Source organism: Variovorax sp. Soil_C_12 (genome assembly GCF_057657375.1).
The window spans coordinates 1-19,275 of sequence record NZ_JBDGIO010000025.1; the positions used below are offsets into that span (position 1 = coordinate 1).

A 19,275-nucleotide genomic window follows, 5' to 3' on the forward strand; every position below is an offset into this window, starting at 1 on the left:
TGGAAGAAGGCCTGCGCTTCGCCATCCGCGAGGGCGGCCGCACCGTGGGCTCGGGCGTCGTGGCGAAGATCCTCGACGTCTAACGACAGATTTCGCGGAGGGGTATAGCTCAATTGGCAGAGCGTCGGTCTCCAAAACCGAAGGTTGTAGGTTCGATTCCTACTGCCCCTGCCACCCGAAGGTGGCGTTGAGAAATCCCGTCGCGAAACCGGCGGGCTGAGGAAACCCGATGAGCCCGTCATGACCTGACGGGCTTCGGCGTCTGGAAAGACGCCATGAATTGAAGAGGCCGCAAGGCCACAGGAACAAAGCCCAGGATGGCTACTTCTCAAATCGAAACCGTGAGCACCGGCGCAGACAAGGCCAAGCTGGCCGTGGCTGTCGTGCTGGCGGTGGGCGCCATCGTGGCGTTCTACCTGCTCTCGCGCCAGGGCGCGCTCGTGCAGTGGGCCGTCCTGCTGGTGGGCTTGGCGGCCGCCGTGGGCGCGTTCGCGAGCTCGGAGAACGGTCGCCAGTTGTGGGCCTTCGGCCGCGATTCGTGGCGCGAGGTCAAGAAGGTCGTGTGGCCGACCCGCAAGGAAGCGATCCAGATGACGGCCTATGTGTTCGCCTTCGTCGCGGTCATGTCCGTCTTCCTCTGGCTCACGGACAAGACGCTCGAATGGGTGTTTTTCGACCTCATTCTGGGCTGGAGGAAATGATGACTGACGACGCCGTCGACACAACGCCGGAACAGACGCCCGTGCTGGCGCCACCCGCAAATCCCGACCTGCGCTGGTACGTCGTGCACGCGTACTCGGGCATGGAAAAGGCCGTGGAGCGCAATATCACCGAGCGCATCAATCGCGCCGGCATGCAAGACAAGTTCGGGCGCATCCTGGTGCCGACCGAGGAAGTGGTCGAGATCAAGAACGGCCAGAAGCGCACCACCGAGCGCCGCTTCTTTCCGGGCTACGTGCTGGTCGAGATGATCATGGACGACGAGAGCTGGCACCTGGTGAAGCACACCAACAAGGTGACGGGTTTCGTCGGCGGCGCGAAGAACCGGCCGGCCCCCATCTCGCAGAAGGAAGTCGAGGACATCGTCTCCCAGATGCAGCAGGGCACCGAGAAGCCGCGCCACAAGGTCGAGTTCATCGTGGGCGAATTCGTGCGCGTCAAGGAAGGCCCGTTCACCGACTTCAACGGCACGGTCGAGGAAGTCAACTACGAGAAGAGCAAGGTGCGCGTGTCGGTCATGATCTTCGGCCGCGCGACGCCCGTCGAACTCGAATTCAGCCAGGTCGAAAAGACCTGAACAAGGCCAGGTGTCCTGACCTCGTACTTGTGTGGTTTTCTGCTCCCCCGACTCGGCAGGAAACATCAATCGTAGAGTCGTCAACCCCCGGGGAGCTGCGGTCGAGAAGGCCAAGGCGCTATGACCCGCAAGGAGTAAAGCATGGCGAAGAAAATCGTCGGCTTCATCAAGCTGCAAGTGCCAGCTGGTAAAGCCAATCCGTCGCCGCCGATCGGCCCCGCATTGGGCCAGCGCGGTTTGAACATCATGGAATTCTGCAAGGCGTTCAACGCGCAGACCCAGGGCGTCGAGCCCGGTCTGCCGCTGCCGGTGGTCATCACCGCGTTCGCCGACAAGAGCTTCACCTTCATCATCAAGACGCCGCCGGCGATCACGCTGATCAAGAAGGCCATCAAGCTCGAGAAGGGTTCCGCACGTCCGCACACCGACAAGGTCGGCAAGATCACGCGCGCGCAGCTCGAAGAGATCGCCAAGGCCAAGATGAAGGACCTGACCGCTGCCGACCTGGACGCCGCGGTCCGCACCATCGCCGGCTCTGCCCGCTCGATGGGCGTGAATGTGGAGGGCGTGTAAATGGCCAAGATCACCAAGAAGCAAAAGGCGATGGCAGGCAAGGTCGACAGCAACAAGCTGTACCCGCTGGTCGACGCGATCGGCATCGTCAAGGAAGCCGCCACTGCGAAGTTCGATGAGTCGATCGACGTGGCCGTGCAGCTCGGCATCGACGCCAAGAAGTCCGACCAGGTGGTGCGCGGCGCCGTCGTGATGCCCAACGGCACCGGCAAGACCAAGCGCGTGGCCGTGTTCGCCCAAGGTGCCAAGGCTGAGGAAGCCAAGGCCGCCGGCGCCGACATCGTCGGCATGGACGACCTGGCCGCTCAAGTGAAGGCTGGCGACATGCCCTTCGACGTGGTGATCGCCGCGCCGGACGCGATGCGCGTGGTCGGTGCGCTGGGTCAGATCCTCGGCCCGCGCGGCCTGATGCCGAACCCCAAGGTCGGCACCGTGACGCCCGACGTTGCCACCGCCGTCAAGAACGCCAAGGCCGGCCAGGTGCAGTTCCGCGTCGACAAGGCCGGGATCATCCACGGCACGATCGGCCGCCGTTCGTTCGATACCGACAAGCTGCAGGGCAACCTGGCCGCGTTGATCGAGGCACTGGTCAAGGCCAAGCCGGCTTCGAGCAAGGGCATCTATCTGCGCAAGGTGGCCGTGTCGTCGACGATGGGTGTGGGTGTCCGCGTGGACACGCAGACCATCTCGGCCCAGGGCTGAAGCGCATGAAGGCGGGCCTTGCCTCGGCAGGGCCCCAATGAGATCGGCTCCGCTGCCTGTCAAAGGGCGGCGGGGCGATGTGGTGGGTCGAGGCGGCGCGCAAGCGCTGTCTCGGGCCATCCAAGACCGCTGGCGTGCAGGAGGGCCTGCACTTAATCGCCTCGACCTTCGCGAGGCAACCAGCGCAGATGGCGATCCCGCTGCAAGGAATCCGTTTCCGAAACAGTTGGTCGCTGCATGAAGCGCGTCCCGAGGCTTCAAGCCGAAGGATGCATTGAAAAGGAGTAGACCTTGAGTCTGAATCGCAGTGAGAAAGAAGCGGTCATCAGTGATGTGACCAGCCTCGCCGCAAAAGCTCAAACGCTCGTGATGGCGGAATACCGTGGCATCACGGTCGCCGACATGACCCGTCTGCGCAACGATGCGCGCAGCAAGGGCGTGACCCTGAGTGTTCTCAAGAACACCCTGGCACGCCGTGCTGTCGCTGGTAGCGCGTTCGAAGTCGTCGGGGACCAGATGACCGGTCCGCTGATCTATGGCTTCTCCGAGGATGCCGTGGCCGCCGCGAAGGTGGTGGCCGATTTCGCGAAGACCAACGACAAGCTGGTCATTCGCGGCGGCGCCTTCGGTGGCAAGGCCCTGGACGTCGAAGGCGTGAAGCAACTGGCCAACATCCCTTCCAAGGAAGTGCTGCTGGCACAACTGCTGGGCTTGATGCAGTCCCCGATCTCGCGCACGGCCCGTGTCCTGGCCGCGCTCGCCGAGAAGCGTGGCGGCGGCGAAACCCCGGCCGAGGCTCCGGCCGCAGAAGGAGTCGCCGCGTAAGCGCGCGACTTTTCACCCAACATATTTAGGAAGCAAAAAATGGCATTCGATAAAGACGCATTTCTGACCGCGCTGGACAGCATGACGGTCCTGGAGCTCAACGACCTGGTGAAAGCCATCGAAGAGAAGTTCGGCGTGAGCGCCGCAGCCATGGCCGCCCCGGCCGCCGGTGGTGGCGGTGCCGCTGCCGCTGCCGTCGAGGAAAAGACCGAGTTCAACGTCATGCTGATGGAAGCCGGCGCGAACAAGGTTTCCGCGATCAAGGCCGTGCGCGAAATCACCGGCCTGGGCCTGAAGGAAGCCAAGGACCTGGTGGAAGCCGCTCCCAAGGCCGTGAAGGAAGGCGTGGCCAAGGCCGACGCCGAAGCGATGAAGAAGAAGCTGGAAGACGCCGGCGCGAAGGCGGAATTGAAGTAATTCGGTCCCCACGCAGGGCTGGAGCGTGCCGAAAGGCCCTCCAGCCTTTGCCGCTTTCAGAGCGCACCCAAAAGCCGACCAAGATCAAGCCGGTTTTTGAGTGTCTTCTGACCCCGACTACAGAAGACCCCTTGGTTCGGGTGATGTGCAACGCATCACTGTCCGCCAACGGCTGGTAGTGGCCAGCCGCCAAGCAGTGGCGCGAAAGCGCTGCTGACAAGTCGCTGAAGATCTCAAGCTCCGGAGCTCTCATGGCCCAAACGTCCACGTACAGTTACACCGAACGCAAGCGCATCCGAAAGAACTTCGGCAATCGCGACAGCGTCGTCGAAATTCCCTACCTGCTCCAGATGCAGAAGGACGCCTACACCGCGTTCCTGCAAGCAGGGATCCCGCCCCAGAAACGCACCGTGGAAGGCCTGCAGGCCGCATTCGACGCCGCCTTCCCCATCGTCTCGCACAACGGTTTCGTGGAGATGAAGTTTCTCGAGTACAACCTCGCGAAGCCGGCGTTCGACGTGCGCGAGTGCCAGACTCGCGGCCTGACCTTCGCCTCGGCCGTGCGCGCCAAGGTGCAGCTGATCATCTACGACCGCGAGTCCTCGACCTCGCAGTCCAAGGTGGTCAAGGAAGTGAAGGAGCAAGAGGTCTACATGGGCGAAGTGCCGCTCATGACCGAGAAGGGCTCCTTCATCATCAACGGCACCGAGCGCGTGATCGTCTCGCAGCTGCACCGCTCGCCGGGCGTGTTCTTCGAGCATGACAAGGGCAAGACACACAGCTCGGGCAAGCTGCTGTTCTCGGCCCGCGTGATCCCCTACCGCGGCTCCTGGCTGGACTTCGAGTTCGACCCGAAGGACATGCTGTACTTCCGCGTCGACCGCCGCCGCAAGATGCCGGTGACGATCCTGCTGAAGGCCATCGGCCTGAACCCGGAATCGATCCTCGCGAACTTCTTCGTCAACGACAACTTCCGCCTGATGGACAGCGGCGCGCAGATGGAGTTCGTCTCCGAGCGCCTGCGCGGCGAAGTCGCGCGCTTCGACATCACCGACAAGTCGGGCAAGGTCGTGGTCGCCAAGGACAAGCGCGTCACCGCGCGCCACACGCGCGAGCTCGAGCAGACGGGCACCACGCACATCAGCGTGCCGGAAGACTTCCTGGTGGGCCGCGTGCTGGCACGCAACATCGTCGACCCCGACTCCGGCGAGATCCTGGCCAAGGCCAACGACGAGCTGACCGAGGCGCTGCTGAAGAAGCTGCGCGCCGCCGGCGTGCAGGAGCTGCAGGCCATCTACACCAACGAGCTCGACCAGGGTGCGTACATCTCGCAGACCCTGCGCATCGACGAGACGGTGGACGAGTTCGCCGCGCGCGTGGCCATCTACCGCATGATGCGCCCCGGCGAGCCGCCGACGGAAGACGCGGTGCAGGCCCTGTTCCAGCGCTTGTTCTACAACCCCGACACCTACGACCTGTCGCGCGTCGGCCGCATGAAGTTCAACGCCAAGGTCGGCCGCGACGAGTCGACCGGCCCGATGGTGCTGACCAACGAGGACATCCTCGCCGTGGTCAAGATCCTGGTGGACCTGCGCAACGGCCGCGGCGAAGTGGACGACATCGACCACCTCGGCAACCGCCGCGTGCGCTGCGTCGGCGAACTGGCCGAGAACCAGTACCGCACCGGCCTCGCCCGCATCGAGAAGGCCGTCAAGGAGCGTCTGGGCCAGGCCGAGCAAGAGCCGCTGATGCCGCACGACCTGATCAACAGCAAGCCGATCTCGGCCGCGCTGAAGGAGTTCTTCGGCGCCTCGCAGCTGTCGCAGTTCATGGACCAGACCAATCCGCTGTCCGAGATCACGCACAAGCGTCGCGTCTCGGCCCTCGGCCCGGGTGGTCTGACCCGCGAGCGCGCCGGCTTCGAAGTGCGCGACGTGCATGTCACGCATTACGGCCGCGTGTGCCCGATCGAAACGCCTGAAGGCCCGAACATCGGCCTGATCAATTCGCTGGCCCTGTACGCCCGCCTGAACGAGTACGGCTTCATCGAGACGCCGTACCGCCGCGTGGTGGACGGCAAGGTCACCAACGACATCGACTACCTGTCGGCCATCGAGGAAGGCAAGTACGTGATCGCGCAGGCCAACGCCGCGCTCGACAAGGATGGCCGCCTGACGGGCGACCTGGTGTCGGCGCGCGAGACCGGCGAATCGATCCTGGTCTCCGCCGAGCGCGTGCAGTACATGGACGTGTCGCCGGCGCAGATCGTGTCGGTGGCCGCGTCGCTGGTGCCCTTCCTGGAGCACGACGACGCGAACCGCGCGCTGATGGGCGCCAACATGCAGCGCCAGGCCGTGCCCGTGCTGCGTCCCGAGAAGGCCTTCGTCGGCACCGGCATCGAGCGCGTCTCCGCGATCGACTCCGGCACGGTCGTCACGGCCACCCGCGGCGGCGTGGTCGACTATGTCGATGCCACCCGCATCGTGGTGCGCGTGAACGACGCCGAAGCGGCGGCGGGCGAAGTCGGCGTGGACATCTACAACCTGATCAAGTATCAGCGTTCGAACCAGAACACGAACATCCACCAGCGTCCGATCGTCAAGCGCGGCGACACGATCGCCAAGGGCGACGTCATCGCCGACGGCGCCTCGACCGATCTGGGCGAGCTGGCACTCGGCCAGAACATGCTGGTCGCGTTCATGCCCTGGAACGGCTACAACTTCGAAGACTCGATCCTGATCAGCGAACGCGTGGTCGCCGAAGACCGCTACACCTCGATCCACATCGAGGAGCTGGTGGTCATGGCGCGCGACACCAAGCTGGGCGCGGAAGAAATCACCCGCGACATCCCGAACCTGGCCGAGCAGCAGCTCAACCGCCTGGACGAATCCGGGATCATCTACGTCGGCGCCGAAGTGCAGCCCGGCGACACGCTGGTCGGCAAGGTCACGCCCAAGGGCGAGACCACGCTGACGCCCGAAGAGAAGCTGCTGCGCGCGATCTTCGGCGAGAAGGCCTCCGACGTGAAGGACACCTCGCTGCGCGTGGACCAGGGCTCGCAAGGCACCGTGATCGACGTGCAGGTGTTCACCCGCGAAGGCATCCAGCGCGACAAGCGTGCCCAGCAGATCATCGACGACGAGCTCAAGCGCTTCCGCCTCGACCTGAACGACCAGCTGCGCATCGTCGAGGCCGACGCCTTCGACCGGATCGAGAAGCTCCTGACCGGCAAGGTCGCCAACGGTGGCCCGAACAAGCTGGCCAAGGGCAGCAAGCTCGACAAGGCGTACCTCTCGTCGATCGAGAAGTTCCACTGGTTCGACATCCGCCCGGCGGAAGACGAGGTGGCCTCGCAGCTCGAGTCGATCAAGAACTCGCTGGAGCAGACGCGCCACAGCTTCGACCTCGCGTTCGAAGAGAAGCGCAAGAAGCTCACGCAGGGCGACGAGCTGCCCGCGGGCGTGCTGAAGATGGTCAAGGTCTACCTGGCCGTCAAGCGCCGCCTGCAACCCGGCGACAAGATGGCCGGCCGCCACGGCAACAAGGGCGTGGTGTCGAAGATCGTTCCGGTCGAGGACATGCCGCACATGGCCGATGGCACGCCGTGCGACATCTGCCTGAACCCGCTGGGCGTGCCCTCGCGGATGAACGTCGGGCAGGTGCTCGAGGTGCATCTTGGCTGGGCCGGCAAGGGCGTGGGCCAGCGCATCGGCGACCTGCTGCAGGCCGAGGCCAAGGTGGCCGAGCTGCGCCAGTTCATGGACAAGCTCTACAACGGCTCGGGCCGCAAGGAAGACCTTGCCAAGCTGAGCGACGCCGACGTGCTCGAGATGGCCGGCAACCTGTCGACCGGCGTGCCTTTCGCGACGCCCGTGTTCGACGGCGCCTCGGAAGACGAAATCCGCGGCATGCTGCAGCTTGCCTATCCGGACGAGATCGCCAAGGCCAAGGGCCTGACCGCGACGCGCACTCAGGCTTACCTGTACGACGGACGCACGGGCGACCAGTTCGAGCGTCCGGTCACGGTCGGCTACATGCACGTGCTCAAGCTGCACCATCTGGTGGACGACAAGATGCACGCCCGCTCGACCGGCCCTTACAGCCTGGTCACGCAGCAGCCGCTGGGCGGCAAGGCGCAGTTCGGCGGCCAGCGTTTCGGGGAAATGGAAGTGTGGGCGCTCGAAGCCTACGGCGCTTCCTACGTCCTGCAGGAAATGCTGACCGTGAAGTCCGACGACGTGCAGGGCCGCACCAAGGTCTACGAAAGCATCGTCAAGGGCGAACATTCGATCGAAGCCGGCATGCCGGAATCGTTCAATGTGCTGGTCAAGGAAATCCGTTCGCTGGGTCTCGACATCGAGCTCGAGCGTTCGTAACAGAAGGGGAAAGAGTCAATGAAATCACTACTCGACCTGTTCAAGCAGTTCACGCCGGATGAGCATTTCGATGCCATTCGCATCGGCATGGCCTCGCCCGAGAAGATCCGTTCGTGGTCTTTCGGCGAGGTGAAGAAGCCCGAGACCATCAACTACCGGACCTTCAAGCCCGAGCGCGACGGACTCTTCTGCGCGAAGATCTTCGGCCCGATCAAGGACTACGAGTGCCTGTGCGGCAAGTACAAGCGCCTCAAGCACCGCGGCGTGATCTGCGAGAAGTGCGGCGTCGAAGTCACGCAGACCAAGGTGCGCCGCGAGCGCATGGGCCACATCGACCTGGCCGCGCCTTGCGCGCACATCTGGTTCCTGAAGTCGCTGCCGTCGCGCCTGGGTCTCGTGCTCGACATGACGCTGCGCGACATCGAGCGCGTGCTGTACTTCGAAGCCTACGTGATCACCGACCCCGGCATGACCCCGCTGAAGAAGTTCGGCATCATGTCCGAGGACGACTACGACGCGAAGCGCAAGGAATACGGCGACGAGTTCATCGCCAAGATGGGCGCCGAGGGCATCAAGGACCTGCTGATGGGCATCGAGCTCGACAGCGAGATCGAGAGGCTGCGCGGCGACCTGACCGGCTCCGAAGTCAAGGTCAAGAAGAATTCCAAGCGCCTCAAGGTGCTGGAAGCCTTCCGCAAGTCGGGCATCAAGCCCGAGTGGATGGTGCTTGACGTGCTGCCCGTGCTGCCGCCGGACCTGCGTCCGCTGGTGCCGCTGGACGGCGGCCGTTTCGCGACCTCCGACCTGAACGACCTGTATCGCCGCGTCATCAACCGCAATTCGCGCCTGCGCCGTCTGCTCGAGCTGAAGGCGCCGGAGATCATTGCGCGCAACGAGAAGCGGATGCTGCAGGAGGCTGTCGACAGCCTGCTGGACAACGGCCGCCGCGGCAAGGCCATGACCGGCGCGAACAAGCGTGCACTCAAGTCGCTGGCCGACATGATCAAGGGCAAGAGCGGCCGCTTCCGCCAGAACCTGCTGGGCAAGCGCGTCGACTACTCGGGCCGTTCGGTCATCGTGGTGGGCCCGACGCTCAAGCTGCACCAGTGCGGCCTGCCGAAGCTGATGGCGCTCGAGCTGTTCAAGCCCTTCATCTTCTCGCGCCTGGAAGCCATGGGCATCGCGACCACCATCAAGGCCGCGAAGAAGGAAGTCGAATCCGGCACGCCGGTGGTGTGGGACATCCTGGAAGAGGTGATCAAGGAACACCCGGTGATGCTGAACCGCGCACCGACGCTGCACCGTCTCGGCATCCAGGCCTTCGAGCCGATCCTGATCGAAGGCAAGGCGATCCAGCTGCACCCGCTGGTTTGCGCGGCCTTCAACGCCGACTTCGACGGCGACCAGATGGCCGTGCACGTGCCGCTGTCGGTGGAAGCGCAGATGGAAGCCCGCACGCTGATGCTGGCCTCCAACAACGTGCTGTTCCCGGCGAGCGGCGAGCCCTCCATCGTGCCTTCGCAGGACGTGGTGCTGGGCCTGTACTACACGACGCGCGAGCGCATCAACGGCAAGGGCGAAGGCCTGGTCTTCTCCGACATCGGTGAAGTCCAGCGCGCGCTCGACGCCGACGTGGTGGAGCTGACCGCCAAGGTCAGCGTGCGCATCAAGGAGTACACGAAGGACAAGGACTCGGGCGAGTTCACGTCCAGGATCGAGCTGGTCGACACCACCGTCGGCCGTGCGCTGCTGTCCGAGATCCTGCCGAAGGGCCTGCCGTTCTCGAACATCAACAAGGCGCTGAAGAAGAAGGAAATCTCCAAGCTCATCAACGCCTCCTTCCGCAAGTGCGGCCTGAAGGAGACCGTGGTCTTCGCCGACAAGCTGCTGCAGAACGGCTTCCGCCTGGCGACCAAGGCCGGCATCTCGATCGCCATCGACGACATGCTGGTGCCTTCCGAGAAGCACGGCATCATCGAACGCTCCGCCAAGGAAGTGAAGGAGATCGAGCAGCAGTACGTCTCGGGCCTGGTCACCGCCGGCGAGCGCTACAACAAGGTGGTGGACATCTGGGGCAAGGCCGGCGACGAAGTGTCGAAGGTCATGATGTCCAAGCTCTCGAAGGAGAAGGTCACCGACCGCCACGGCAAGGAAGTGGAGCAGGAGTCCTTCAACTCCATCTACATGATGGCCGACTCGGGTGCCCGCGGTTCCGCCGCGCAGATCCGCCAGGTGGCCGGCATGCGGGGCCTGATGGCCAAGCCGGACGGCTCGATCATCGAGACGCCCATCACCGCGAACTTCCGCGAAGGTCTGAACGTGCTGGAGTACTTCATCTCCACCCACGGCGCCCGGAAGGGCCTGGCCGACACCGCGCTGAAGACCGCGAACTCCGGCTACCTGACGCGCCGCCTGGTCGACGTGACGCAGGATCTGGTCGTGATCGAGCAGGACTGCGGCACGATGGACGGCACCGTGATGCGGGCCATCGTCGAAGGCGGTGAAGTGATCGAGTCGCTGCGCGAGCGAATCCTCGGCCGTACCGCGGCCGAAGACGTGCTGCACCCCGAGACGCGTGCCGTGCTGGCCAAGGCCGGCGACATGCTGGACGAGGACGTGATCGAAGCGCTGGAGAACGAAGGCGTGGACGAGGTCAAGGTGCGCACTGCGCTCACCTGCTCGACCCGCTTCGGCCTGTGCGCCAAGTGCTACGGCCGCGACCTCGGCCGCGGCGGCCTGGTCAACAACGGCGAGGCGGTCGGCGTGATCGCGGCGCAGTCGATCGGCGAGCCCGGCACGCAGCTGACGATGCGGACCTTCCACATCGGCGGCGCGGCTTCGCGTGCGGCGGTGGCGTCGAGCGTCGAGGCCAAGTCCAACGGCGTGATCGGCTTCAACGCCACGATGCGCTACGTGACCAACAGCAAGAACGAGCTGGTGGTGATTGCACGCTCGGGCGAGATCGTCATCCATGACGAGCACGGCCGCGAGCGCGAGCGCCACAAGGTGCCCTACGGCGCCACGCTGGCGGTCAAGGCCGACCAGCAGGTCAAGGCCGGCCACGTGCTGGCCAACTGGGACCCGCTGACGCGCCCGATCATCACGGAGTTCGCCGGCAAGACCAAGTTCGAGAACGTCGAGGAAGGCCTCACGGTCGCGAAGCAGGTCGACGAGGTCACGGGCCTGTCCACCCTGGTGGTCATCGATCCGAAGCGCCGCGGCGCGGCCAAGGTCGTGCGCCCGCAGGTGAAGCTGATCGACGTCGCCGGCAACGAGGTGAAGATCCCGGGCACCGACCACTCGGTGACCATCGGCTTCCCCGTCGGTGCGCTGGTGCAGGTGCGAGACGGCCAGGACGTGGGCCCCGGCGAAGTGCTGGCGCGCATTCCGGTCGAAGGCCAGAAGACCCGCGACATCACCGGCGGTCTGCCGCGCGTGGCCGAGCTCTTCGAAGCCCGTTCGCCCAAGGACAAGGGCATGCTGGCCGAGATGACCGGCACCGTGTCCTTCGGCAAGGAAACCAAGGGCAAGGTGCGGCTGCAGATCACCGACCCGGACGGCAAGGTCTGGGAAGAGCTGGTGCCCAAGGAGAAGAACATCCTGGTGCACGAAGGCCAGGTGGTGAACAAGGGCGAGTCGATCGTCGACGGTCCGGCCGATCCGCAGGACATCCTGCGCCTGCTGGGTTCCGAGGAACTGGCGCGCTACATCGTGGACGAGGTGCAGGACGTGTACCGCCTGCAGGGTGTGAAGATCAACGACAAGCACATCGAGGTGATCGTTCGCCAGATGCTGCGACGCGTCGTGGTCGAGAACCCCGGCGACGCCAACTACATCGCCGGCGAGCAGGTCGAGCGCAGCGAAATCCTCAACACCAACGACGCCCTGCGCGCCGAGGACAAGCTGCCCGCGACCTACACCAACCTGCTGCTGGGTATCACGAAGGCATCGCTCTCGACCGACAGCTTCATCAGCGCCGCTTCGTTCCAGGAAACGACGCGCGTGCTGACCGAAGCCGCGATCATGGGCAAGCGCGACGAGCTGCGCGGCCTGAAGGAAAACGTCATCGTCGGCCGCCTGATCCCCGCGGGCACCGGCATGGCCTACCACCAGGCACGCAAGGTCAAGGACGCGATGGACGAGGCCGAGCGCCGCGCGATCGCCGAAGCGGAAGCCGCCGAACTCTCCGGCAGCGCCTCCGCCTCGGCCGAGGACGCGAGCACGGTCGATGCCAGCGAAGGCGCTGCGACCGAATAACTGGTTAGCATCGCCGGCATGACCGGTCTCGAACGCCCCCCTTCCGCCCGCGGATCGGGGGCTTTTTTCTGGGGGAGGCTTTCGTGAGCGGGGTGCCCGATTCGCTCCTGTGGTGGATCCTCGGGGCAGTCGCGCTCTTCTGGTTCGTCGGCGCCTACAACCGCATTGTGCGACTGCGCTCGGGGGCCCTGCAGGCCTATGCGGCGCTCGACGCCGCGCTGGTGCGGCAGATCGATTTCGTGCAGGCGCGCCTGGCCGAGGGGGGCGCGACGGCGCAGGTTCCGCACGGCCCCGGCCGCGAGGATGCCGCGCTGCAGGCGTCTGCCGCCCAGTTGGTGACGCTGCTGGCAGCCACGCGCCTGAAGCCGCTCGACCCTGCCGGCATCGCTGCGCTGGCGACGGCGCTGCACGTGATGCTCGGTGCCTGGCAGCGGCTGCATCCCGATGCGGTGGTCAGTTTCGAGGCCGACGGTACCCTGTCGCGGCCTGCCTCCCTCAACGGCCGGGACGACAGCTCCGCGGCGCCGATCGCCTGGCCCGAGCCCTCGGCCGCCGCCGAGATCGCGCGCAACCAGTTCAACCAGGCGGTGGCGCACTACAACGCGGCCATCGCCCAGTTCCCTGCGGTGCTGGTGGCGTGGATCATGCAGTTGCGACCGGCGGCGCCTTTGCGCTGACATCGCTTTTGCTCATCATCGATTCCAAGTTGACAGACTCTTCAGACGCTCTTCATGCCTCGGAGGCCCTCGGGCCGCCGCTCTGGCGCCAGTTGCAGCTCACCGCGGTCGCGCTGGCCGCGATCCGCAGCGGCGTTTCCGGCACCGTGGCCTTCGACGCCGTGCCGCCGGCCCTCAGGCCGGGGGTACAGGCGCTGGGCTTCCAGGTGCTGCGCTGGCTCGGGCGCGCCGAGGCCTTGCGCCGGCAACTGGCCAAGCGCACGCCGCCCCCGGCCGCCGATGCCTTGCTGTGCACCGCCCTGGCGCTGGCCTGGGATGCCACGCAGGCCCCGTACGAGCCCTTCACGCTGGTCGACCAGACGGTCGAGGCCGCCAAGCGAAATCCCGGCACGCGGGCGCAAGCCAGCTTCGTCAACGCCTGCCTGCGCCGCTTCCTGCGGGAGCGCGAGGAGCTGGTGGCCGCCACGGACCGCGAGCCGGTCGCGCAATGGAACCACCCGCGCTGGTGGATCGAGCGCCTGCGCCGTGACCATCCGCGCGACTGGCAGCGCGTGCTGGCGGCGGACAACACGCAGGCGCCGATGACGCTGCGGGTCAACACCCGCCAAGGCGACCGGCCTTCCTACCAGGCGGCGCTGGTGGCCGCGGGCCTGCAGGCGGTCCCGGTGGCCGCGGCCGGGTTGCAGCTGCTGCGCGCCCGGCCGGTGCAGGAGCTGCCGGGCTTCGCCGAGGGGCATTGCTCGGTGCAGGACGCCGCCGCCCAACTCGCCGCGCCCCTGCTGCTCGACGGTCTGCTCGGCGCCGCGCCGGGTGCCGCGCCGCTGCGGGTGCTCGACGCCTGTGCGGCGCCCGGCGGCAAGACGGCCCACCTGCTCGAACTGGCCGGACCCGACGCCCTCGAGCTCACCGCGCTCGAGGTCGATGCTGCGCGCAGCCGCCGCATCGACGAAACCCTGGTCCGGCTCGGCCTGCGCGCCAAGGTCGTGGTGGCCGACGCGGGTCGGCCGAAGGACTGGTGGGACGGCCAGACCTTCGACGCCATCCTGCTCGACGCACCCTGCACCGCCTCGGGCATCGTGCGCCGGCATCCCGACGTGCGCTGGCTGCGGCGCGAAAGCGACACCGAGCAACTGGCACTGCTGCAGGCCATGCTGCTGGCGGCGCTCTGGCCCCTGGTGCGGGAAGGCGGGCGCCTGCTCTATTGCACCTGTTCGGTTTTCAGGGAGGAAGGCGCGCACCAGATCGATGCGTTCCTTGCGCACAACACCGACGCCCGTTTGCTGCCCTCGCCGGGGCATTTGCTGCCGCAAAGCGGGGGGATTGCCCGTGGCGTCCCGGACAATGCCTTGGGTGACCACGACGGCTTTTTCTACGCCTTGCTCGAAAAGCAACCGCCCCGCTGAAGACCGCGGGATGGGATGGCTGGCCGCCCTGCTGGTGCTGGCCTGCCTCCTGGCCTGCTGGCCGGCCACGGCGCCGGCACAGTCCGCCAAGAGTGCGTCGGTCAGCCAACTGAAGCTCGAACAGGCGGACGATGGCATCTATCTCAACGCCCAGGTGCAGTTCGAGCTGCCGAACCTGGTCGAGGAGGTGCTCGACAAGGGCATCGCAATCTATTTCGTCGCCGAGGCCGAGCTCTACCGCGAGCGCTGGTACTGGACCGACCAGAAAGTCGCCCAGGCCACGCGCCACATGCGCCTCGCCTACCAGCCGCTCACGCGGCGCTGGCGGCTCAATGTCTCGCCGGTGCCGATCACCAATTCGGGCTTCGGCGTGTCGCTGAACCAGAATTTCGATACCCTCTCGGAAGCGCTTGACGGCGTGCGGCGCGTGGCTCGGCTGCGGCTCGGCGACATCTCCGAGATCGGCGAGGAGGGCCCCCACCCGGTGAGCTTCCGCTTCCGCCTCGACACCTCGCAACTGCCGCGGCCCTTCCAGATCGGCGTGGTCGGCCAGGCCGACTGGAACATCTCCGTCGAGCGCAGCGCGCGCTTGTCGCTGGAGAAGATGAAGTGAGCAAGGACTCTCGCGCTGGCGCCGGCAGATCGTCGGCAGCCAGCCGCGCCCGCGCAACCCGCTGGGCCATCGGTGTCAGTGCCTTCCTGGTCACGGCGGTCGGCCTGGTGCTGATGTTCCTGCTCGCCCAGTCCACCAACAACCGCGAGCTCTACGAGCGCAACTACGCGCGCCTGTTCGGCATCAACGTGGTGGTGGCGGTGGTGCTGTCGCTGGTGCTCGCCTGGGTCGCCTTTCGCCTGCTGCGGCGGCTGCGCCAGGGCAAGTTCGGCAGCCGCCTGCTGATCAAGCTGGCCGCCATCTTCGCCCTCGTGGGCGTCGTTCCCGGCGCGCTGGTGTACGTGGTCTCCTACCAGTTCGTGGCGCGCTCGATCGAGAGCTGGTTCGATGTCAAGGTCGAAGGCGCGCTGGACGCCGGCCTGAACCTGGGACGCGCCACGCTCGACTCGCTGTCCGACGACCTGGTGAGCAAGGTGCGAAGCGCCAGCACCCAGCTCGCCGACGTGCCCGACACCAGTGCCGGGCTGGTGCTCGAGCGCATCCGCGACCAGCTGGGTGCCACCGACGTGGTGCTCTGGACCGGCAACGGGCAGTTGATCGCCGGTGCGGGCGCCTCGCGCTTCCAGCTCAATCCCGACCGGCCCTCGCCGCAGCAGCTGCGCCAGGTGCGGGCGGACCGCGCCATCGCCCATATCGAGGGACTGGACGAGAGCCCCGCCCCCGGCAGCGCGGTGCCGCCGCCCGCCAGCGTGCGCGCCCTTGCGCTGGTGCAGCGGCCGGGCTTCGACTTCGGCACCGAGCCGCGCTTCCTGCAGGTCACGCAGCCGGTGCCGCCGGCCGTGGTGGCCAACGCGCTGGCGGTGCAGGAGGCCAATCGCGAGTACCAGGAGCGGGCGCTGGCGCGCGAGGGCCTGCGCCGCATGTACATCGGCACCCTGACGCTGTCGCTCTTTCTCGCCGTGTTCGGCGCGGTGCTCCTCGCGGTGCTGTTCGGCACCCAGCTCGCGCGGCCGCTGCTCGTGCTCGCCGACGGGGTGCGCCAGGTGGCCGGCGGCGATCTGCGGCCCACCGCGGTGGTGCAGGGCAGGGACGAGCTCGGCGGCCTCACGCGCTCCTTCGCCGTCATGACCCAGCAGCTGGCCGAGGCCCGCGCCGCGGTCGAGAAGACCCTGGGCGAGCTCGATGCGGCGCGCGCCAACCTGCAGACCATCCTCGACAACCTGACCTCGGGCGTGATGGTGCTGGACCCGCGTGGCGTCGTGCTGTCCACCAACCCTGGCGCCACGCGCGTGCTGCGCGCGCCGCTCGCGGCCTACGAGGGCCAGCCGCTGGTCGATGTGCCCGGGCTGGCCGAGTTCGGGCAGGCCGTGCAGCAGCAGTTCGACGACTTCGAGGTCGAGCACCTGCAGCATGGCCTCGACCATTGGCAGCATGCCTTCGAGCTGCACACCAGCGGCGAGGGCCTGTCGCAGGACGCGGTCAACATCGTCGCGCGCGGTGCGCAGTTGCCGGGCGAGGCTCGCTTGCTGGTGTTCGACGACATCTCCGAGATCGTGTCGGCCCAGCGCGCCCAGGCGTGGGGCGAAGTGGCGCGGCGCCTGGCGCACGAGATCAAGAACCCGCTCACGCCCATCCAGCTCTCGGCCGAGCGCCTCGAGATGAAGCTCAGCGGCAAGGTCGCCCCCGCCGAAGAGGCGGTGCTCACCAAGTCAGTCCGGACCATCGTCGACCAGGTCGACGCGATGAAGCGGCTGGTCAACGAGTTCCGCGACTATGCGCGGCTGCCGGCGGCGGATCTGAAGGCGGTGGACCTCAATGCGCTGGTCGCCGACGTGCTTCAACTTTACGCCGCGGAGAACGCGCCCATCACGCTGCGCTGCGAGCTCGACGAGCGCTGCCCGCCGATCCGCGCCGACGCACAGCAAATCCGCCAGGTGATTCACAACCTGTTGCAAAACGCGCAGGACGCTGCCGAAGTCGCAGCCCACGGCAGCGGGCGCCCAGGCGAAGTCGTCATCCGCACGCGACTGGCCGACTCGGGCCAGCGCGTGCGGCTCACGGTGCAGGACAGCGGGCCCGGCTTCGCCGAGAACATCCTCAAGCGCGCCTTCGAGCCCTACGTCACGACCAAGACCAAGGGCACCGGGCTCGGGCTCGCGGTGGTTAAGAAGATCGCTGACGAGCATGGTGCGCGCATCGAACTTTCCAACCGCATCGTGGACGGGGCTGTGGCCGGGGCACAAGTCTCGTTATCATTCGCCCTGGCTGGCCAGGCGCAGGGAGCGCTCGCTCACGCCAAAGACTCGACTTCGCCCGTCGCCTGAGCGTTTGCACGTGCGGCGGCGGGTCGGCAAGCGAACCCCATACCGGCGCATAAAACACAAGCATTCATGGCAAACATCCTCGTGGTCGACGACGAGCTGGGCATTCGGGACCTGCTCTTCGAAATTCTGAACGACGAAGGCCACAACGTGGAGCTCGCGGAAAACGCGGCCGAGGCCCGTGCCGCGCGGCAGCGCGCGCGCCCCGACCTCGTTCTGCTCGACATCTGGATGCCTGACACCGATGGCGTCACGTTGCTCAAGGAATGGTCCACCGCCGGTCTGCTGAGCATGCCGGTGATCATGATGAGCGGCCACGCCACCATCGACACCGCGGTCGACGCCACGCGCATCGGCGCCTTTGCCTTCCTCGAGAAGCCCATCACGCTGCAGAAGCTGCTGAAGGCGGTCGAGCAGGGACTGGCGCGCGAGACCGCGCGCCGCGCTGCCGCCAGCGTTGTCCCGACGACCGCGAACAACCTCGCCACCGTGGTCACCACGATGGGCGAGAACGCGCTGGTGCCTGCGGCTCCGCAAGGCCCGGCGATCGACACGGGCCCGCAGGCCATGCAGAGCTTCGATCTCGACCGGCCGCTGCGCGATGCGCGCGACGGCTTCGAGAAGGCGTACTTTGAATTCCATCTCGCGATGGAGAACGGATCGATGACCCGCGTGGCCGAGAAAACAGGCCTCGAGCGCACGCATCTCTATCGCAAGTTGAAGCAACTCGGCGTCGATCTGTCGAGGGGCCGCCGCGGCACTGTATAATCGCGGGCTGCACACAAGGCACGCTAGCTCGGTCGGGTCGCACGACACCAACCGATTCGCCAGCAGTCTTGGCGTAAAGGCCCGGTAGCTCAGTTGGTAGAGCAGCGGATTGAAAATCCGCGTGTCGGTGGTTCGATTCCGCCCCAGGCCACCAGTCTTCATGCGCCCCAGCGCCCGATCGGGTTCTGGGGCGTTTCTACATCCGCCGTTGATCGCCCTCCGCACGCCTCATGCAGCGGCACGCGACTTGAGGCTGGCGACGTAGCTGTTGCGCGTGCCCGTGACGTGCGTGCGCATCAGCGCCTCGAACTCCGCAAACTCACCCGCGCGAAACAGCGCCAGCAGCTTCGAGTGCTGCTCGAAGCCGGCAGCGCGCAGCACGTCCGCCGGCGCGGACAGGTGCGTGCGCAGCGTCGCGATCTTGGTTGCGGCCGTGGCGTAGGCGGCCTGCATGTACGGATTGCCGCAATGCTCGAAGAAGGCTTCGTGCAGCCGCGTGTCCGCGCGGCCGTAGCGCACCGCGTCGCGTGCGGCGCGCGCCTCCTCCATCTCGCGGATCGCGGCCTGCAGCGCCGCCGCGGTGGCTTCGCGCGCGTTCCGGTACGCAAGTTCGGCCGCGCGCGGCTCGAGCAGACAGCGGAATTCGCAGATGGCCGCAATGTCGAACTCGGTCGGTTCGAACACGTAGCTGCCGCGTTGGGGCCGGATCACCACCAATCCCGCCAGTTGCAGCTGATTCAGCGCCTCGCGCACCGGCGTACGGCTCACGCCGAAGGAGCTTGCCAGTGTCTCCTCCGGAATCATTTCCCCCAGCGCGAACTCGCCGTCGATGATGGCCTCGCGCAGGCGCTGCGCCACCAGCGTCGCGAGGGACTTGGGGGCTTCGATCTTGAGTCGGTTGGATGGGGGCACGGTGCGATTAGGGGCTGAAAAAGAGTCGGTTCGGGCAGTCAGGGGCAGTCAGGGGCTTATAGCCGACCTCCGAAGGCCGGGACAGTTCGGATAAGTACTAGTGCCTTAGTGCCTTACATACAAGATGATTCGCC

At 66.3% G+C, this 19,275-nt stretch carries 15 protein-coding genes and 2 tRNA genes; 16 read left to right on the forward strand and 1 reads right to left on the reverse strand.

The window, feature by feature from the left end:
- From AC3A6X_RS34580 to AC3A6X_RS34655, 16 genes are all read left to right on the forward strand, one after another.
- A partial coding sequence (locus AC3A6X_RS34580) for an EF-Tu C-terminal domain-related protein (RefSeq protein ID WP_487839816.1) occupies positions 1-83 on the forward strand: 83 nt, incomplete at its 5' end.
- 15 nt (positions 84-98) lie between these two features.
- Positions 99-174 (forward strand) — tRNA-Trp (locus tag AC3A6X_RS34585).
- Positions 175-317: 143 nt separating this feature from the next.
- Complete coding sequence (gene secE / locus AC3A6X_RS34590) at positions 318-701, forward strand: preprotein translocase subunit SecE (protein WP_309974133.1); 384 nt, start codon at positions 318-320, stop codon at positions 699-701.
- Positions 701-1,297 (forward strand): transcription termination/antitermination protein NusG, encoded by a 597-nt coding sequence (gene nusG / locus AC3A6X_RS34595; RefSeq protein WP_309974135.1) that lies wholly within the window; start codon positions 701-703, stop codon positions 1,295-1,297. The genes secE and nusG overlap by 1 nt, the downstream gene beginning before the upstream one ends.
- A 141-nt stretch (positions 1,298-1,438) precedes the next feature.
- Positions 1,439-1,870 (forward strand): 50S ribosomal protein L11, encoded by a 432-nt coding sequence (gene rplK / locus AC3A6X_RS34600; RefSeq protein ID WP_007831051.1) that lies wholly within the window; start codon positions 1,439-1,441, stop codon positions 1,868-1,870.
- A complete protein-coding gene (gene rplA / locus AC3A6X_RS34605; protein ID WP_487846402.1) occupies positions 1,871-2,572 on the forward strand; it encodes a 50S ribosomal protein L1 in 702 nt (233 codons plus the stop codon).
- A 291-nt stretch (positions 2,573-2,863) separates the two neighbouring features.
- The gene (gene rplJ / locus AC3A6X_RS34610) at positions 2,864-3,397 is read left to right on the forward strand and encodes a 50S ribosomal protein L10 (protein ID WP_309974146.1); all 534 of its coding nucleotides are present in this window, start codon (positions 2,864-2,866) and stop codon (positions 3,395-3,397) included.
- 39 nt (positions 3,398-3,436) lie between these two features.
- Positions 3,437-3,814, forward strand: coding sequence for a 50S ribosomal protein L7/L12 (gene rplL / locus AC3A6X_RS34615; RefSeq protein WP_106559733.1), 378 nt, complete (start codon positions 3,437-3,439; stop codon positions 3,812-3,814).
- A gap of 251 nt (positions 3,815-4,065) precedes the next feature.
- Positions 4,066-8,190: a DNA-directed RNA polymerase subunit beta gene (gene rpoB / locus AC3A6X_RS34620; protein WP_487846403.1), complete on the forward strand. Its 4,125-nt coding sequence runs from the start codon at positions 4,066-4,068 to the stop codon at positions 8,188-8,190.
- A gap of 18 nt (positions 8,191-8,208) precedes the next feature.
- Positions 8,209-12,447 carry a DNA-directed RNA polymerase subunit beta' gene (gene rpoC, locus AC3A6X_RS34625; RefSeq protein WP_309974149.1) on the forward strand — a complete coding sequence of 1,413 codons (4,239 nt, stop codon included), beginning with the start codon at positions 8,209-8,211 and terminating at the stop codon, positions 12,445-12,447.
- A gap of 83 nt (positions 12,448-12,530) precedes the next feature.
- Positions 12,531-13,124 carry a LemA family protein gene (locus tag AC3A6X_RS34630; protein WP_487846404.1) on the forward strand — a complete coding sequence of 198 codons (594 nt, stop codon included), beginning with the start codon at positions 12,531-12,533 and terminating at the stop codon, positions 13,122-13,124.
- Positions 13,125-13,153: 29 nt separating this feature from the next.
- Positions 13,154-14,527 (forward strand): 16S rRNA (cytosine(967)-C(5))-methyltransferase RsmB, encoded by a 1,374-nt coding sequence (rsmB, locus tag AC3A6X_RS34635; protein WP_487846405.1) that lies wholly within the window; start codon positions 13,154-13,156, stop codon positions 14,525-14,527.
- A 10-nt stretch (positions 14,528-14,537) separates the two neighbouring features.
- Positions 14,538-15,140 carry a DUF4390 domain-containing protein gene (locus AC3A6X_RS34640; RefSeq protein WP_309974155.1) on the forward strand — a complete coding sequence of 201 codons (603 nt, stop codon included), beginning with the start codon at positions 14,538-14,540 and terminating at the stop codon, positions 15,138-15,140.
- Complete coding sequence (locus AC3A6X_RS34645) at positions 15,137-17,464, forward strand: sensor histidine kinase (RefSeq protein ID WP_487846406.1); 2,328 nt, start codon at positions 15,137-15,139, stop codon at positions 17,462-17,464. The genes AC3A6X_RS34640 and AC3A6X_RS34645 overlap by 4 nt, the downstream gene beginning before the upstream one ends.
- Before the next feature lie 66 nt (positions 17,465-17,530).
- A complete protein-coding gene (locus tag AC3A6X_RS34650; protein ID WP_309974159.1) occupies positions 17,531-18,229 on the forward strand; it encodes a response regulator in 699 nt (232 codons plus the stop codon).
- Between the two features lie 78 nt (positions 18,230-18,307).
- Positions 18,308-18,383: transfer RNA gene (locus tag AC3A6X_RS34655), tRNA-Phe, on the forward strand.
- A gap of 74 nt (positions 18,384-18,457) precedes the next feature.
- Here the strand turns inward: AC3A6X_RS34655 and AC3A6X_RS34660 are convergent.
- Positions 18,458-19,141: a GntR family transcriptional regulator gene (locus AC3A6X_RS34660; RefSeq protein ID WP_487846407.1), complete on the reverse strand. Its 684-nt coding sequence runs from the start codon at positions 19,139-19,141 to the stop codon at positions 18,458-18,460.
- Positions 19,142-19,275 lie beyond the last annotated feature (134 nt).

Coding starts and splice junctions, on each gene's coding strand:
- secE (WP_309974133.1), top strand. CDS start 318: ATGGCTACTTCTCAAATCGAAACCGTGAGCACCGGCGCAGACAAGGCC.
- nusG (WP_309974135.1), top strand. CDS start 701: ATGACTGACGACGCCGTCGACACAACGCCGGAACAGACGCCCGTGCTG.
- rplK (WP_007831051.1), top strand. CDS start 1,439: ATGGCGAAGAAAATCGTCGGCTTCATCAAGCTGCAAGTGCCAGCTGGT.
- rplA (WP_487846402.1), top strand. CDS start 1,871: ATGGCCAAGATCACCAAGAAGCAAAAGGCGATGGCAGGCAAGGTCGAC.
- rplL (WP_106559733.1), top strand. CDS start 3,437: ATGGCATTCGATAAAGACGCATTTCTGACCGCGCTGGACAGCATGACG.
- rpoB (WP_487846403.1), top strand. CDS start 4,066: ATGGCCCAAACGTCCACGTACAGTTACACCGAACGCAAGCGCATCCGA.
- rpoC (WP_309974149.1), top strand. CDS start 8,209: ATGAAATCACTACTCGACCTGTTCAAGCAGTTCACGCCGGATGAGCAT.
- AC3A6X_RS34640 (WP_309974155.1), top strand. CDS start 14,538: ATGGGATGGCTGGCCGCCCTGCTGGTGCTGGCCTGCCTCCTGGCCTGC.
- AC3A6X_RS34650 (WP_309974159.1), top strand. CDS start 17,531: ATGGCAAACATCCTCGTGGTCGACGACGAGCTGGGCATTCGGGACCTG.